The following is a 15,052-nucleotide window of genomic DNA, read 5'->3' as shown; positions in this document are numbered from 1 at the left end:
GACCGCCCCGAGGCCCCCGGCCACGGCCCAACCGGGCTAGTGAGCACCTGGGCGAGGGAGCGCCACCGTGCCATTGCCGGGCTCCCGGCGCCGGTGCCAGCATCGAGCCATGCCCAAGCGATGGCGGGTCCTCTACTCCGGCAAGGTCTACGACCGGTTCGCCTCCACCGACTCCGCGGAGCTCCAGCAGGCCGGGTTCCTCGGCGAGGACTACAGCGAGGTCGAGGCCGACGAGCTGGAGGTCAGCGGCGGCGCCCTGGTCTTCCTCACCGGCGGCACGGCCGACCGGGTCTTCGCGGCCGGGTCCTACTGGTTCTGCGTGCGCATCGACGAGAAGTGAGCCCGGCACGGCAAAGGCCGGTCACCCTGCGCGGGTGACCGGCCACCACTGCGTCAGGCTCCGGCCGGGGGACGGGGTCCGGCGGGGGTGACGCGAACGCACCGTGGTCGCTGAGGTGGCTACTTCACCTCGGACCTCATCACCAGCCGCAGGCCGACAAGCGCCGGCAGGACCAGCCACAGCGCCGTGGCCACCGCCAGCCGCGCCCACTGCATCCCGGATGCAGTGCCCTCGAAGAGGAACGACTGCGCGTAGTTCAGGTCCACCCAGCGCTGCAGGTCGGCGAAGCCTGCCGCATTCGTCGCCAGCAGCCCGAACACCGTGGGCAGCAGGAGCGAGATGACGAAGTAGCCCACCAGCGCCACCGCCGAGCTGCGGAAGAGGATGCCCAGCGTGGTGCCCAGCAGCAGGGAGATCAGGCTGCCGAGGATGATGTCGAGGCCGTGGACGAACGACACGTCCCACACCCGGTCGGTCCCGGCGATCGCGGGGCCGGCCACGTTGCCGAGGACGCCGAAGACCAGGGCGACCAGCATCGAGGCCACACCGACCAGCACCGAGGCGACGACCTTGGCGAGGATGACCCGGGTCCGGTGCGGCACGAGCGTGAACGTGGTCAGGCCGGTGCGCTGGCTCCACTCGCCGGTGATCGCGAGGATCGCGATGATCGGCAGTATGACCGTCATCGGGAAGCCGATCGCCTTGGCGAAGGTGTAGTAGGTCAGGTCGGACTCCGGCGCGAACAGGATCGTCGCCACGGTGGAGACCAGGGCCGCGATGAGGATGCTGGCCATCAGCCAGATCCCGGCGCGGGTGTCGAACATCTTGCGGAGCTCGACACCGACCACCCGCGAGAGCGGGACGTCGTGGACGTGCAGCGGTTCTTCGTGGACCGCGTCGAGGGCGATGGTGCTCATGCTGCTTTCCCTTCTCGTTGGGTGTCGGCGGTGAGGGCGAGGAACATCTCTTCGAGGCCGCCGTCGGCGGTGCGGAGCTCGGTCAGGGCGAGGCCGGCCTCGCGGGCGACCAGACCGACCACGGTGGGCTCGGCGTCGGTGTGCAGGGCGCCGTCGGAGCTGCGGGAGGTGACCAGCCCCGAGTCGCGCAGGGCCCGCTCCAAGGCGTCGGTGTCGCGGGACCGGACGACGGCCCCGGCTCCCTTGAGGAGCTCCGCCTTGGAGCCCTCGGACACGATCCGGCCGCGTCCGATCATCACGATGTCGTCAGCGACGACGTCGACCTCGTGCAGCAGGTGGGACGAGAGCAGGACGGTCCCGCCGTCGTCGGCGAAGCCGCGCAGGAGGTCGCGCATCCACCGGATGCCGGCGGGGTCCAGGCCGTTGGCCGGCTCGTCGAGGATCAGCACCGACGGGGCGCCGATCAGCGCGACCGCCACGCCCAGTCGCTGCCGCATCCCGAGGGAGTAGCTGCCCACCCGCTGCTCGGCCTCGGCCTCGGTGAGCCCGACGCGATGCACCATCTCCGGGACCCGGCCTGCCGGCAGCCCCATCGTCTGCTGGGCGAGGGTGAGGATCTCCCGCCCGGTGCGGCCGGCGTGCTGGGCGGAGGCGTCGAGCATCACGCCGACCTCCCGGCCCGGGTTGGGCAGGTCCGCGAAGGTGCGGCCGTGGATCGTGGCCTGACCGGCGTGCGGACGGGTGAGGCCGACCATCATGCGCATCGACGTGGACTTGCCGGCCCCGTTCGGCCCGAGGAAGCCGGTGACCCGGCCGGGCCGAGCCGTGAACGTGACGTCGTCGACGACGGTGCGGCCGCCGTACTTCTTGGACAGTGACTCGACCCTGATCATGGGAACGCTCCTTTGTGTGTGGTCCGCTACCTCGACGCTAGGAAGCCGACGACGGGAGCGCGTCGTCGTCAGGTCGCGTCCGCGCTACGACCGATCCACGACCCGCGGTTCGACCTTGGGAGGAGGGCCCCTGGCAGGAGGAGGTTCAGCGGCCGTCCCAGGGAGCGTGGTTCCTCAGCGGATCCGGCTGCTCGAACAGCCCGGTCCGGTAGGCGAGGACGATCGCCTGCGCCCGGTCACGCAGCTGCAGCTTGGAGAGCAGCCGGGTCACGTGCGTCTTGACCGTGGTGTCGCTGATGTACAGCGTGGCGCCGATCTCCGCGTTCGAGAGCCCCTCGGTGATCAGGCGGAAGACCTCGAGCTCCCGGCCGGTCAGTGACGCCACGGCCTCGGGCGGCGGCCGGCGGTGCAGCCGGGTGAACTGTCGGATCACGCCCTGGGTGACGGCGGGCGAGAGCAGTGCCTCGCCACCGGCGACGGTGCGGACCGCAGCGACCAGGCTCTCGGGCGGGTCGTCCTTGAGCACGAAGCCGCTCGCCCCGGCGAGCAGGGCCTCGTAGACGTACTCGTCGAGGTTGAAGGTGGTGAGGACGACGACCCGGGTGGTCTCGTCGACCGCCAGGATCCGGCGGGTAGCCTCGAGCCCGTCCAGCTCGGGCATCCGGATGTCCATCAGCACCACGTCCGGGGCGAACCGCGAGGCCTGCGCGACCGCCTCGCGGCCGTTGGCCGCCATCGCGACGACCTCGATGTCCGGCTCCCCGGACAGCAGCAGGCGCAGCCCGGCCCGCACCATCGCCTGGTCGTCGGCCACGAGCACCCGGATCGTCATGGCCGCACCTGGTCCACCGGCAGCCTGGCGCGGAGCACGAACCCTCCGCCGGGGGATGCACCGGCGGACAGGTCCCCGCCGTACAGCCTGACCCGTTCACTGATGCCGACCAGTCCGTGACCGCCCCGGTCGCCCCCGTCGCCCCGGTCGCCCCCGTCGCGGTTCGAAGGTCCGCGCCCGTCGTCGCTCACCTCGATCTCGACCTCGCCGCGGCCATAGCTGACCTGCACCTCCGCCCGGTGCGCGTCCGCGTGCTTCAGGGTGTTGGTGAGGGCCTCCTGCACGATGCGGTAGGCGGAGAGGTCCAGACCAGGAGGAAGCGGGAGCGGCGGCCCGTGCACCTGCAACCGGACGTCCAGCCCGGCTCCGCGTACGTCCTCGACGAGGCTCTCGAGACGCTCGAGCCCCGGCGCCGGCAGGAGCTCCGGCTGCTCGTCGTCCTGCCGCATCGCACCCAGCAGACGCCGCATCTCGGCCAGCGCCGTACGGCCGGCCTGCTCCGCGTTCTCCAGGGTCTCCTGGTCCTCCCGGGTTTCCCGGTCCTCCTGCGCCATCCGGTGCCGGACCGCGCCCACCTGAAGCACCATCACGCTGACGGCGTGCGCCACCACGTCGTGGAGCTCGCGGGCGATCCGGGCGCGCTCCTCCGCGACCGCGATCCGGGCCGTCATCTCCCGGTCGCGCTCGGCGAGGGCGGCCCGCCGTTCGGCCGCCTCCTTCTGCTCGGTGCGCTCCCGCAACGCGAAGCCGAGAAGCCAGCTGATCGCGAACAGCAGCGGCGTGGACACGAGGTCGCCGGCGACGTGACCGGGGTCGTTGGAGACGATGATCGCCGCGCAACCGACCACGATGACCAGACCGATCCGGCCCTCGACGACGTTGGGCAGGTTGCCGAGCAGCAGGGCTGCGGCCAGGCCCACGATGAAGACGACTCCCTGGCTGGTGACCAGCCGCCCGTCGGCGAACGACAGCGCGGCGCTGGCCAACCAGACGGCGGCCGGGGCGCCGAAGGGGTACCTCCGGCGCAGGAGCAGGACGAGCGCCACCCCCGCGATCGCCACCACCTCGGCCCACGCCGCGAGGCCGGTAGGCATCGACGGGTCCGTCCGGGCAGCCGTTCCGACCGCACCCACCAGTGCCGCCACCACCAGCAGGGCGGTGACGCTGTGGGTCCGGAGGGCCGCTCGGAACCGGCTCACACGGCCAAAGTACGCCCGGCAGGGGCCCCTCGGCAGCGGCCGAGAGGCCCCGCCCGGTGAGGTACCCACCCGGTCGGGCTGGGTAGGGTGCGCTGTGGCACGCGTCACACCGAGCGGAGGCACATCATGGCCCAGCAGAGCAGCACGCAGGTGGACAGCGGCGACGGGCCTTCGGGCCCGGGCACGCTGAAACGAGGGCTGCGGCAGCGGCACCTCACGATGATCGCGATCGGCGGCGTCATCGGCGCCGGCCTGTTCGTCGGCTCCGGCGTCGTCATCAACGAGACCGGGCCGGCGGCCTTCCTCAGCTACGCCATCACCGGGGTGCTGATCATCCTGGTCATGCGCATGCTCGGGGAGATGGCCACCGCAAACCCCTCGACGGGTTCGTTCGCGGACTACTCCCGGATGGCGCTGGGGCGCTGGGCCGGCTTCTCGGTCGCCTGGCTCTACTGGTACTTCTGGGTGATCGTCGTCGGCTTCGAGGCCGTCGCCGGCGCGAAGATCCTCACCTTCTGGTTCGACGCCCCGCTGTGGATCCTGTCGCTGGTCCTGATGGTCCTGATGACGGGCACCAACCTCTTCTCGGTCGGCTCCTACGGCGAGTTCGAGTACTGGTTCGCCGGCATCAAGGTGGCCGCGATCATCGTCTTCCTGGTGCTCGGCACGGCGTACGTCCTCGGCCTGTGGCCCGGGCAGGGAACCGACTTCTCGAACCTGACCGACCAGGGCGGCTTCCTGCCGAACGGGGTCGGCGCGATCTTCTCGAGCATCGTCGTCGTGGTGTTCTCGATGGTGGGTGCCGAGATCGCGACCATCGCCGCGGCCGAGTCGCACGACCCCGAGAAGGCGATCGCCAAGGCCACCCAGTCGGTGATCCTCCGCGTCGCGCTCTTCTTCGTCGGCTCGATCTTCCTGCTCGCCTGCATCGTGCCGTGGAACGACACCGAGCTCGGAGCCTCGCCGTACGTCGCCGCGTTCTCCGAGATGGGCATCCCGTACGCCGACCAGATCATGAACGCGGTCGTGCTGACCGCGGTCCTCTCCTGCCTGAACTCCGGCCTCTACACCGCCTCGCGGATGCTCTTCGTGCTGGCGGCCCGCCGGGAGGCGCCGATGCGGCTGATCACCGTGAACCGGCGCGGCGTCCCGGTGTGGGCGATCCTGTTCTCGACGGTCGTGGGTTTCCTCAGCGTGATCGCCGCCTACGTCTCGCCGGACACGGTGTTCCTGTTCCTGCTCAACTCCTCCGGCGCGGTGATCCTGTTCGTCTACCTGCTCATCGCGCTCTCCCAGCTGGTGCTGCGCCGGCGTACCCCCGACGAGCGGCTCACCGTCAAGATGTGGGCCTACCCGGTGCTGACGCTCGTGGCCGTGGCCGGGATCCTGGCCGTCCTGGGGCAGATGGCCTGGAACTCTGACACCCGTTCCCAGCTGCTGCTGAGCCTGCTGTCGTGGGGCGTGGTGCTGGTGCTGTACGGCGTCACCCGGTGGCGTGGTGGATCCGTCGCGGTCGAGGAGCTCGTCGCGGGCGAGCCGGCGCGGCGGGTGCTGGTGCTGGCCAACCGGACGCTGACCGCCTCCGAGCTCCACGACGCGCTGCACCGGATCGAGGGCAGCGACGCGGCGGAGTACCACGTCGTGGTCCCGGCGAACCCGATCGACACCGGCCAGGCTCACCGCGAGGGGGCCGCGTTCGTGTGGGAGGCGACGGCCCAGGCCGCGCAGGAGCGCCTGGACTCCACCCTCGAGACGCTGCGGGCGGACGGCCTCACCGTCGACGGGGCGCTGGGCGACTACCGGCCGTTGGTCGCCCTGGAGCGGGCGGTCGCGGAGTTCCGGCCCGACCACGTCGTCATCTCCACCCAGCCCGACGACACGTCCACCCGCGTGCACCACGGCCTGGTCGACGAGGCCCGGCGCCGCCTCGAGGTCCCCGTGCAGCACGTCGTCGTCCCGGCCTGAGCCGGTCCTCGACGAGCCTCCGGTGCACCGGTACCCAGGGAGACCCGGTGCGGCGGCTCTGGTCAGGCTCAGGGGGTGACCGGGTTGCCGCGAATCAGCACCTGGACCGGTCTTTGGAGCGCGGTGACGTCAGCTTCCAGGTTGCCGTCGACGAGCAGGATGTCGGCGTCGAGGCCTGGCGCGAGACGGCCCGTCACCCCCGCGAGGTCGCAGGCCCGGGCGGCGGCTGCCGTGGCGCTGGTGACCGCGTCGGCGATCGAGAAGCCGCCCTCGGTCAGAGCAGCCAGGGCGAGGCCGACGATGCCGTGCGGCTTTGCCGGCGCGGCCCCTGCGTCGACCCCGGTGACCAGCCGGATGCCGCGGGCTCGGGCCCGTCGCAGCACACCGAGTCGTGCGGCCTGGGCAGTCTCGAGGTCGAGGCCGACACGTTTCAGTGACGCCGCCAACGCCTGCGGCGGCGCCGGCATCGAGGCCAGCAGCCCGCGGTCGAAGCCGAGGGTCGGGTCCACCGCGACCCCGGCCTCTGCGACGCCATCGAGGAGATCGTCCGGCACCCGGATGCCGGTCTCGGTGAGGCCGGTGAAGTGCTCGATCCCGTCCACCCCGGCAGCCAGTGCGTGCCGCATCCCGGCAAGTGAATGGGCGTGGGCCAGGACTGGCAGCCCGACCCCGTGTGCCGCGTAGACCAGTTTCCGAAGCTCAGCCGCATCGAACTGCACGCCGAAGGGGTCGGTGCCGACCGTGGTCATTCCGCCGCTGGCCATCACCTTGACCAGATCCACGCCGTGCTGCTCGTGGTCGCGGACCGCGGCACGGATCGCGTCCGGACCCCGCACGACCCCACCCAGGTAGTGGCAGTGGCCGTCGGGAACGGTCAAAGGTGGCCCGGCCGCCCGGATGCGCGGAAGACCTGGGCGTGGTGGGTCACGAAACCCCAGCGTGCGATAGCCGACGTCACCGAGATCCCGCACGGTCGTCACCCCGGACGCCGCTTGCCGCCTCAGCGACCGCACGATGGTGTCATCGACCGCCTCGGCATCCAGCGACCCGGCGCGCTCGAGGCTTCCCACCGACGAGTCCGAGACCAGATGCACGTGCGTGTCGAACAACCCCGGGAGCATGGTGCCCGCGAACACCGTCACCGGACAGTCATCGGGAAGTCCGTACGCCGCCGGCTCAACGCCCGTGATGACAGCGCCCTCCACGATGACGGTGGCACCACCCGGCAAGAACCGCTCACCGTCGAACGCGATCGGCGCCCTCAGCGCACGCATGGGACCACCATGGCGCAACTTGCGCTCAGCGCGCACGCCTGCGGGGACGACAAAGCCCCAGATCAGAAGACCTGGGGCTGTTGTCGTGGTGCGCGAGGGGGAGTTGAACCCCCACGCCCTTTCGGGCACACGGACCTGAACCGTGCGCGTCTGCCTATTCCGCCACTCGCGCGTGAAGCGTGCTCAGGGTAGCCCACCCGGCGCGAGGCGGCCAAAACGACCCGGCGTCGGCGACGTGGCCCGGCGCGACGCCGGGGAGGATCGGGCGTTGCTGACCGTTACGATCAAGGGAACCCGGGGAAGGACCCTCGGTGTCCGTGCCTGCACCCCGGTGTGCAGGGCCGTGCTCAGGTGCGGGTGACGCCGGCCGGTCCGCGAGCGAGGAAGGAGGTGTCAGACCAGCACATGGGCATGTTGCAGCGGTTCGAGAGCAGGCTCGAGGAACTCGTCGCCGGCACCTTCGCGCGCGCCTTCCGCAGCGCCGTGCAGCCCGTCGAGGTGGCCGCCGCGCTGCAGCGCGAGGTCGACAACTCCGCGCAGATCCTCTCCCGGGACCGCCGCCTGGTGCCGAACCAGTTCCACGTCGAGCTCTCCCCCGCCGACCACGAGCGGCTCTCCCCCTACTCCTCCACGCTGGCCGACGAGCTCGTGGAGATGCTGCGCGAGCATGCCCACGACCAGTCCTACGTCTTCACCGGCCCGGTGACGATCAGCTTCGACGAGAAGCCGGACCTGTCCACCGGGCGGTTCCGGGTCCGCAGCGCGGCGCTGGCCAAGGTCACCCCGGCCTCCGAGGGCGCGGTCTCCGACACCGCCGTACGTCGGGCCCGGGTGCTCCTCGAGGTCAACGGGATGCGTCATCCCCTCGACCCGCCCGGGATCGTGATCGGCCGCGGCACCGACGCCGACCTGCGGATCAACGACCCGGGGGTCTCCCGCCGGCACGCCGAGATCCGGATCTACCCCGCCGAGACCTCGACGCCGCAGGTCAGCGCGGTCGACCTGGGCTCCACCAACGGGATGCTGGTCAACGGCCACAAGGTCGCCCAGGCCACCCTGGAGGACGGCGCCACGGTCAAGATCGGCAACACCACCATGACCATCCGCTTCGTGCCCTCCGAGCCCCCGGGGCCTGCCCAGGAAGGCGGCTGGGGTGTCTGAGCTGACCCTGATGCTGATCCGCTTCGCCTACCTCGCGATCCTGTGGATCTTCGTTCTCTCCGCCGTGTCCGTGGTGCGCTCCGACATGTTCGGCGCCCGCGTGGACGCCGCCCCCGGGCGGACCGCCGCGACGAGAAGCGCTCGCGCAAGCAGGCCCGCGGCAAACCGGCCAAGCGACCACGCGGCGCGCCCACGCACGTCGCGATCACCGAGGGGGCCAACGCCGGGGAGAACATCTCCCTCGACCTGGCCCCGTTGCTCATCGGGCGCGGCTCGGACGCCGCGATCCGGCTCGACGACGACTACGTCTCCACCCGGCACGCGCGCATCGCCAGCTCCGAGGACCAGTGGTTCGTGGAGGACCTCGGCTCCACCAACGGCACCTACATCGGCTCCACGCGGCTCACCCAGCCGACCACCCTCACCCTCGGCACCAAGATCCGGATCGGCAAGACCACCCTCGAGCTGAGGAAATAGGGCTGCCCCGGCATGGACCCGACTCCGTCGCCCCGGCTCGGACTGCGCTACGCAGCGCTGTCCGACGTCGGCCGCGTGCGCAAGGACAACCAGGACTCCGGTTTCGCCAGTGAGCACCTGCTGGTGGTCGCCGACGGGGTCGGCGGCGCGGCGCGTGGCGACATCGCCAGCAGTACGGCGGTGCAGATCCTGCGCCGCCTCGACGGCCCGCCGCCCGAGGACATGGCCGAGGCGGTGGCCGGCGCGATCCACCGCACCCACGACCGGCTCGCCGAGCTGGTTGAGGAGGACCCGGAGCTCGACGGCACCAGCACCACCGTCACCGCGGCGCTCTTCGACGGCTCCCGGATCACCGTCGGCCACGTCGGTGACAGCCGCGGCTACCTGCTGCGCGAGGGCACGCTCGCCCAGCTGACCAAGGACCACACGTTCGTCCAGAGCCTGATCGACGAGGGCCGGATCACCGAGGACGAGGCCCGCACCCACCCGCACCGCAACCTGATCCTTCGCGCGGTCGACGGCGTGCACGAGACCGAGCCGGACCTCTTCGACGTCGAGCTGGCCGCCGGCGACCGGCTGCTGCTGTGCTCCGACGGCTGCTGCGGCGTCCTGGACAGCAACCGGCTCGCCGACATCCTCGGCAGCGGCAGCATCGACTACGCCGTCGTGGAGCTGGTCCGGGCCGCGCTCGAGGCCGGCTCGACCGACAACATCACCGTCGTGGTGGCCGACGTCGTCGAGGCCGGCGCGGCGGTCGACGCCGAGACCTCCGCGGCCGCGTCGACCGGACCGATGCTGGTCGGGGCGGCGGCCGAGCAGCCGCGGCGCACCGGGGCGGCGTCCAAGAGCTTCTTCCGCGGTCACCGCGGCGGGGACACCGGGGAGCTGGAGCCGGTGCCCGCTGCGGCAGCGGCCGGCGTGGACCCCGAGGCGCTGCGCTACGCGCCGCGGCCGCCCCGCCGGTTCACGTGGTTCCGCCGGGCGGTGGTCCTCGGCGTGCTCGGCGCCCTGCTGGTGGCCGCCGTGCTCGGCGCCTACCGCTGGTCCCAGCAGCAGTACTACGTCGCCGTCGCCGACGAGCGGGTCGCGATCTACCGCGGGATTCAGGCGGACCTGCCGGGCCTGCGCACCCACGAGCTGGCCCAGATGACCCGGGTCACGATGGCCTCGCTGCCGGCCTACCGCGCCGACCAGGTGCGCGCCGGCATCGCCGCCGACGGCCTCGACGACGCCCGCGAGATCGTCGGCACCCTGCTCGACCTGGCCGTGGTCTGCCCGACCCCGGAGCCCGCTCCGTCCGCCTCGCCGTCGACGACCGCCTCGGCGAAGTCGACAAAGAAGGCCTCGCCGAAACCCTCCGCCACGACCGCGCCGGCGGCGTCGACGAGCCCGAAGCCGGGCAAGCAGTCCTCCGCCCCGGCCAGCCCCAGCCCGACCGCGAGCCCGAGCCCGACGCTGGCGCCGCCGGACTGCATCGAGCCCAGCGCGTCCGGCGCGCCGAGCGAGGCGGCGTCGCCATGAGCAGCCTCAACCCGCTCAACGCGCTCCCGTTCGGCTTCACGCACCGCCGCCGGCGCGGCGCCGAGCTGTTCTTGCTGCTGCTGAGCCTGCTGGTCGGGGTCGGCGGCTACGCCGCGGTCGGCCTCGGCGTGGAGGGGCACGTGCCGGTCGACATCGTCGGCTACGGCGGCTGGCTGGCCGCGCTGTGCCTCGGCGCCCACGTGGTGGTCCGGATCGCGGCGCCGTACGCCGACCCGGTGATGCTGCCCATCGTGGCCGCCCTCAACGGCCTCGGGCTCGCGGTCATCCACCGCCTGGACCTGGCCACCGGCAACAGCCTGGCCCGGACCCAGATGGTCTGGATGACGCTGGGCGTGGTGCTGTTCGCCGCGGTGCTGCTGGTGCTGCGCGACCACCGCCGGCTCCAGGCCTTCACCTACACGTTCGGGTTCGCGGCGGTGGTGCTGCTGGTGATGCCGCTGCTGCCGGTGCTCGGCACCGAGATCCGCGGCGCCCGGATCTGGATCGCCGTCGGACCGTTCAGCTTCCAGCCCGGCGAGGTCGCCAAGGTCTGCCTGGTGGTCTTCTTCGCCGGCTACCTGGTGCTGCACCGCGACGCGCTCGCACTGGCCGGGCGGCGGTTCCTGGGCATCGACCTGCCGCGCGCCCGCGACCTGGGCCCGATCCTGATCATGTGGCTGATCAGCCTCGGGGTGCTGGTCTTCCAGCACGACCTCGGCTCGTCGCTGCTGTTCTTCGGCGTCTTCCTGGTGATGCTGTACGTCGCCACAGAGCGCCCCGGCTGGCTGTTCGTCGGGACCGCGATGTTCCTCGCCGGGGCCTACCTCGGCTTCTTGATGTTCCACCACGTGCAGTCCCGGGTCGACGCGTGGCTGCACCCGTTCCCGGCCGACGCCAACAGCTACCAGATCGTGCAGGGCATGTTCGGGATGGCCTGGGGCGGACTGGTGGGCCGCGGCCTCGGCCAGGGCAGCCCGACGCTGATCCCGATCCCCGAGTCGGACTTCATCTTCGCCGCGATCGGCGAGGAGCTCGGCCTGACCGGGACGATGGCGATCATCGTGCTGTACGGACTGATCGTGGAGCGGGCGCTGCGCACCGCGCTGGTCTGCCGGGACGCCTTCGGCAAGCTGCTCGCGACCGGCCTCGGCGTCGTCTTCGCGATCCAGGTGTTCGTGGTGATCGGCGGGGTCACCAAGCTGATCCCGCTCACCGGCCTGACCACCCCGTTCCTGTCCTACGGCGGCTCGTCGCTGGTGGCGAACTGGGCGATCATCGGGCTGCTGCTGCGGATCTCCGACCAGGCCCGGCGGCCGCTGCCCGACCTCTCCGAGGCCGAGGCCGGCCCTGACGAGAACGACGCCACCGCGGTGGTGAGGATGGGATGAACAAGCCGATCCGCACGATGGCGATCTTCTGCATGCTGCTGTTCGTGGCGCTGCTGGTGAACATCACCTACCTGCAGTACGTCGAGGCCGGTGACCTCAACTCGATGAGCACCAACAAGCGGGTCCGCGACGCCGAGTTCTCCCGCAAGCGCGGGGCGATCATCGCCGGCAGCGGCAAGGCGGTCGCCGAGAGCGTGCCGTCCAAGGACCAGTACAAGTACCAGCGGGTCTATCCCGAGCCGGTGAAGTACGCCCACCTGACCGGCTACTACTCCTACCTCTACGGCCGCGACGCCATCGAGCTGACCCAGAACGAGATCCTCTCGGGCAGCGACCCCAGGCTGTTCGTGGACCGGGTCGTGGACATGATCGGCAACAGCCAGCCCAAGGGCGGCTCGGTGTCGCTGACCGTGCTGCCGGCCGCCCAGGACGCCGCCTGGGCCGGCCTCAAGGCGCTCGGCCAGAACACGGTCGGCGCCGTGGTCGCGCTCGAGCCGTCCAGCGGCAAGGTGCTGGCGATGGCCTCGACGCCGTCCTACGACCCCGGCGTGCTCGCCTCCCACGACTTCAGCGCGGTGGACAAGGCGTGGAAGCGGCTCCAGGCCGACCCGCGGGACCCCATGCTGAACCGGGCGACCCAGGCGACCTACCCGCCCGGCTCGACCTTCAAGCTCGTCACCGCCGCGGCCGCGCTCGAGTCCGGGCAGTACCAACCCGACTCGATGGTAAAGGCCGGCACCGTCCTGGACCTGCCGCAGACCGACAACCCGCTGGGCAACGAGAACGGCAGCGACTGCGGCGGCAGCCGGATCACCCTCACCCAGGCGCTGATGGTCTCCTGCAACGTCAGCTTCGGCTACATCGGGCTGCAGCTCGGCGAGGACGCCCTGCGCCAGGAGGCCCAGGCGTTCGGCTTCGGCGACACCTACCTCGAGGACCTCAACGGCCAGGCGCCCAGCCGGTTCCCGCCGTCCCCGGTCTCCCCGCCGCTGCTGGCGTACTCGGCGATCGGCCAGTACGAAGTTGCCGCCACGCCGCTGCAGATGGCGATGGTGGTGGCCGGCATCGCCAACGGCGGCACCCTGATGCGGCCCTACCTGGTCGACGAGGTGCGGGCACCGGACCTGAGCGTGCTGGACAAGACCGACCCGAGCCCTACCGCGAGGCGACCACCCCGTCGGTCGCGCGGGACCTCACCCAGATGATGGTCGAGGTGGTCGACCAGGGCACCGGTACGCCGGCGCAGATCCCGGGCATCAAGGTGGCCGGCAAGACCGGCACCGCCCAGAGCGCCGAGGACCGGCCGCCGTACGCCTGGTTCGTCTCGTTCGCGCCCGCGGACGACCCGAAGGTCGCCGTGGCGGTGCTCGTCGAGGACGCCGGGGTCGCGCGCGACGCGATCTCCGGCAGCGGCCTCGCCGCCCCGATCGCCAAGAGCGTGATGGAGGCGGTGATCAACAAGTGACCGGCAACGGGTCCGCGACAGCGCCCCGCTACCGGCTCGAGGACCGGATCGCCACCGGCGGCATGGGCGAGGTGTGGCGCGCCACCGACACCGTGCTCGAGCGGGAGGTGGCGGTCAAGGTGCTCCGTCCCGAGCACGCCCACGACTCGACGTTCCGCTCCCGGTTCCAGACCGAGGCCCGGCACGCCGCCGCCCTCAGCCACCCCCACGTCGCCTCGGTCTTCGACTTCGGCGAGCTCCCCGCCGAGGACGGCTCGGGGGTGCCGCGGCCGTTCCTGGTCATGGAGCTGGTGCCGGGTCAGCCGCTCTCGGCGCTGCTGCGCCCCGGCCGCCCGATGCCTCCGGACACCGCCGCGGACCTGGTCGCCCAGGCCTGCGAGGCGGTCGCCGCCGCGCACGCGATCGGCGTCGTGCACCGCGACCTCAAGCCCGGCAACCTGCTGGTCACCCCGCAGGGCCAGGTGAAGATCACCGACTTCGGCATCGCCCGGGCCGCCGACGCCGCCGGTCTCACCCAGACCGGCCAGGTGATCGGCACGCCCGCCTACCTCTCCCCCGAGCAGGCGGAGGGGAAGCAGGCGACGGCCGCCAGCGACATCTACGCCCTGGGCGTGCTGCTCTACGAGTGCCTGGCCGGCCGCCGGCCGTTCACCGGGGACAGCCCGGTCGCCGTCGCGCTCGCCCACCTGCGCGAGGCGCCCCCACCGCTGCCGCCGGACGTCCCGGAGCACCTCCGGCAGGCCGCCGCGGTGGCGATGGCGAAGGACCCGGCGCACCGGTTCGACAGCGCGGCGCAGCTCGGCGCGGTGCTGCGTGGTGCGGCGATCCCGGCCGCGCTGCTCGCCGCGGCGGCCGGGGCGGCGGCCTCCGCAGCAGCCTCCGGCGCGGACGACACCAGGGTGCTCACCTCGGCGACCCCGGCCCCCGACCCCACCTCGGACCCGACCCGGGACACGGTGGTCGCGCCGCTTCCGCCTCCCGCCGCTGCCCGGTCCGGGTCGACGTCGCGTCGCGGCCCGGCGTGGTGGCCGTGGCTGTCGGCGGCGGCCGCCGTACTCCTGGTCATCCTGCTGGTCGCTTGGCTCGGTGGCGGCGACGAGCCGGCTCCGAGCGCCGCGCCGGGCGGGCAGGACTCCGCGAGCAGCGCCTCCCGGTCCCAGCGCTCCAGCGCACCGGCGGAGGTCACGGTCCGCGCCGCGGACTACCGTGGGCTGACCCAGCGGGAGGCGACCGCCCGGCTGAAGGCGCTCGGACTCCAGGTCGAGAGCCGCACGGTCCCCAACCCGGGTGCCGGGACCGCCGGCCGGGTGGCCGACGTCAGCCCGACCGGGACGGTGAACCGGGGCGGCACCGTCACGCTCGAGGTGTACGGCGCCGCGACCCCGACGGCGCCGACGAGCGCCACGGCGACGGCGACCGCGCCGGCGACGAGCGCTCCCCCCGAGAAGAACCCCGAGCCGAAGACCAAGCCCGGCAAGGACCCGAAGCCCGACAAGCCGGGCAAGTCCAAGGGCAAGGACCACTGAGGGAACAGGACGAGGACGCAGTGAGCGACGGAACCGCAGGCGAGCGACACCGCATCGGCGGCCGCTACGAGGTCGGTGAGCTGCTCGGCCGCGG

12 protein-coding genes, 1 tRNA gene and 1 pseudogene are annotated in these 15,052 nt (G+C 72.1%); 8 read left to right on the top strand and 6 right to left on the bottom strand.

What is annotated here, in order from left to right:
* The first annotated feature begins 109 nt into the window (after positions 1–109).
* Positions 110–340, top strand: coding sequence for a molybdopterin-binding domain-containing protein (locus tag H9L09_RS09265; protein ID WP_187580312.1), 231 nt, complete (start codon positions 110–112; stop codon positions 338–340).
* 119 nt (positions 341–459) lie between these two features.
* On the opposite strand, the gene H9L09_RS09260 is transcribed toward H9L09_RS09265, so the two are convergent.
* The 4 genes from H9L09_RS09260 to H9L09_RS09245 all read right to left on the bottom strand — a co-directional run bounded on the left by H9L09_RS09260 (position 460) and on the right by H9L09_RS09245 (position 4,181).
* Positions 460–1,257: an ABC transporter permease subunit gene (locus H9L09_RS09260; RefSeq protein ID WP_187580311.1), complete on the bottom strand. Its 798-nt coding sequence runs from the start codon at positions 1,255–1,257 to the stop codon at positions 460–462.
* Complete coding sequence (locus H9L09_RS09255; RefSeq protein WP_187580310.1) at positions 1,254–2,150, bottom strand: ABC transporter ATP-binding protein; 897 nt, start codon at positions 2,148–2,150, stop codon at positions 1,254–1,256. The genes H9L09_RS09260 and H9L09_RS09255 overlap by 4 nt, the downstream gene beginning before the upstream one ends.
* Before the next feature lie 145 nt (positions 2,151–2,295).
* Positions 2,296–2,982, bottom strand: a complete 687-nt coding sequence (locus H9L09_RS09250) for a response regulator (protein WP_187580309.1) — start codon at positions 2,980–2,982, stop codon at positions 2,296–2,298.
* The gene (locus H9L09_RS09245; RefSeq protein WP_187580308.1) at positions 2,979–4,181 is read right to left on the bottom strand and encodes a sensor histidine kinase; all 1,203 of its coding nucleotides are present in this window, start codon (positions 4,179–4,181) and stop codon (positions 2,979–2,981) included. Before H9L09_RS09245 ends, H9L09_RS09250 begins: the two co-directional genes overlap by 4 nt.
* Before the next feature lie 126 nt (positions 4,182–4,307).
* Between H9L09_RS09245 and H9L09_RS09240 the strand changes: the two genes are divergently transcribed.
* Positions 4,308–6,146 carry an amino acid permease gene (locus tag H9L09_RS09240; RefSeq protein ID WP_187580307.1) on the top strand — a complete coding sequence of 613 codons (1,839 nt, stop codon included), beginning with the start codon at positions 4,308–4,310 and terminating at the stop codon, positions 6,144–6,146.
* Between the two features lie 68 nt (positions 6,147–6,214).
* On the opposite strand, the gene H9L09_RS09235 is transcribed toward H9L09_RS09240, so the two are convergent.
* Positions 6,215–7,420 carry an amidohydrolase family protein gene (locus H9L09_RS09235; protein ID WP_187580306.1) on the bottom strand — a complete coding sequence of 402 codons (1,206 nt, stop codon included), beginning with the start codon at positions 7,418–7,420 and terminating at the stop codon, positions 6,215–6,217.
* Between the two features lie 86 nt (positions 7,421–7,506).
* Positions 7,507–7,592: transfer RNA gene (locus tag H9L09_RS09230), tRNA-Leu, on the bottom strand.
* Positions 7,593–7,810: 218 nt separating this feature from the next.
* Between H9L09_RS09230 and H9L09_RS09225 the strand changes: the two genes are divergently transcribed.
* The 6 genes and pseudogenes from H9L09_RS09225 (at position 7,811) to H9L09_RS09200 (ending at position 14,958) form a co-directional block, all read left to right on the top strand.
* The gene (locus H9L09_RS09225) at positions 7,811–8,581 is read left to right on the top strand and encodes an FHA domain-containing protein (RefSeq protein ID WP_343065214.1); all 771 of its coding nucleotides are present in this window, start codon (positions 7,811–7,813) and stop codon (positions 8,579–8,581) included.
* 42 nt (positions 8,582–8,623) lie between these two features.
* Positions 8,624–9,058 carry an FHA domain-containing protein FhaB/FipA gene (locus tag H9L09_RS09220; RefSeq protein WP_281390847.1) on the top strand — a complete coding sequence of 145 codons (435 nt, stop codon included), beginning with the start codon at positions 8,624–8,626 and terminating at the stop codon, positions 9,056–9,058.
* A 12-nt stretch (positions 9,059–9,070) separates the two neighbouring features.
* Entirely contained in the window at positions 9,071–10,579 is a 1,509-nt protein-coding gene (locus H9L09_RS09215) for a PP2C family protein-serine/threonine phosphatase (protein WP_187580305.1), read from the top strand.
* The gene (locus H9L09_RS09210) at positions 10,576–11,967 is read left to right on the top strand and encodes an FtsW/RodA/SpoVE family cell cycle protein (protein WP_187580304.1); all 1,392 of its coding nucleotides are present in this window, start codon (positions 10,576–10,578) and stop codon (positions 11,965–11,967) included. Before H9L09_RS09215 ends, H9L09_RS09210 begins: the two co-directional genes overlap by 4 nt.
* A pseudogene (locus tag H9L09_RS09205) lies at positions 11,964–13,432 on the top strand (peptidoglycan D,D-transpeptidase FtsI family protein). The gene H9L09_RS09210 and the pseudogene H9L09_RS09205 overlap by 4 nt, the downstream one beginning before the upstream one ends.
* A complete protein-coding gene (locus tag H9L09_RS09200; RefSeq protein WP_187580303.1) occupies positions 13,429–14,958 on the top strand; it encodes a protein kinase domain-containing protein in 1,530 nt (509 codons plus the stop codon). Before H9L09_RS09205 ends, H9L09_RS09200 begins: the two are co-directional and overlap by 4 nt.
* Positions 14,959–15,052 lie beyond the last annotated feature (94 nt).

Source organism: Nocardioides mesophilus, from assembly GCF_014395785.1.
Classification (GTDB): Bacteria; Actinomycetota; Actinomycetes; order Propionibacteriales; family Nocardioidaceae; genus Nocardioides_B; species Nocardioides_B mesophilus.
This window is presented reverse-complemented; position numbering and strand designations above follow the sequence as displayed.

Coding starts and splice junctions, on each gene's coding strand:
- H9L09_RS09265 (WP_187580312.1), top strand. CDS start 110: ATGCCCAAGCGATGGCGGGTCCTCTACTCCGGCAAGGTCTACGACCGG.
- H9L09_RS09260 (WP_187580311.1), bottom strand. CDS start 1,257: ATGAGCACCATCGCCCTCGACGCGGTCCACGAAGAACCGCTGCACGTC.
- H9L09_RS09255 (WP_187580310.1), bottom strand. CDS start 2,150: ATGATCAGGGTCGAGTCACTGTCCAAGAAGTACGGCGGCCGCACCGTC.
- H9L09_RS09250 (WP_187580309.1), bottom strand. CDS start 2,982: ATGACGATCCGGGTGCTCGTGGCCGACGACCAGGCGATGGTGCGGGCC.
- H9L09_RS09240 (WP_187580307.1), top strand. CDS start 4,308: ATGGCCCAGCAGAGCAGCACGCAGGTGGACAGCGGCGACGGGCCTTCG.
- H9L09_RS09235 (WP_187580306.1), bottom strand. CDS start 7,420: ATGCGTGCGCTGAGGGCGCCGATCGCGTTCGACGGTGAGCGGTTCTTG.
- H9L09_RS09215 (WP_187580305.1), top strand. CDS start 9,071: ATGGACCCGACTCCGTCGCCCCGGCTCGGACTGCGCTACGCAGCGCTG.
- H9L09_RS09210 (WP_187580304.1), top strand. CDS start 10,576: ATGAGCAGCCTCAACCCGCTCAACGCGCTCCCGTTCGGCTTCACGCAC.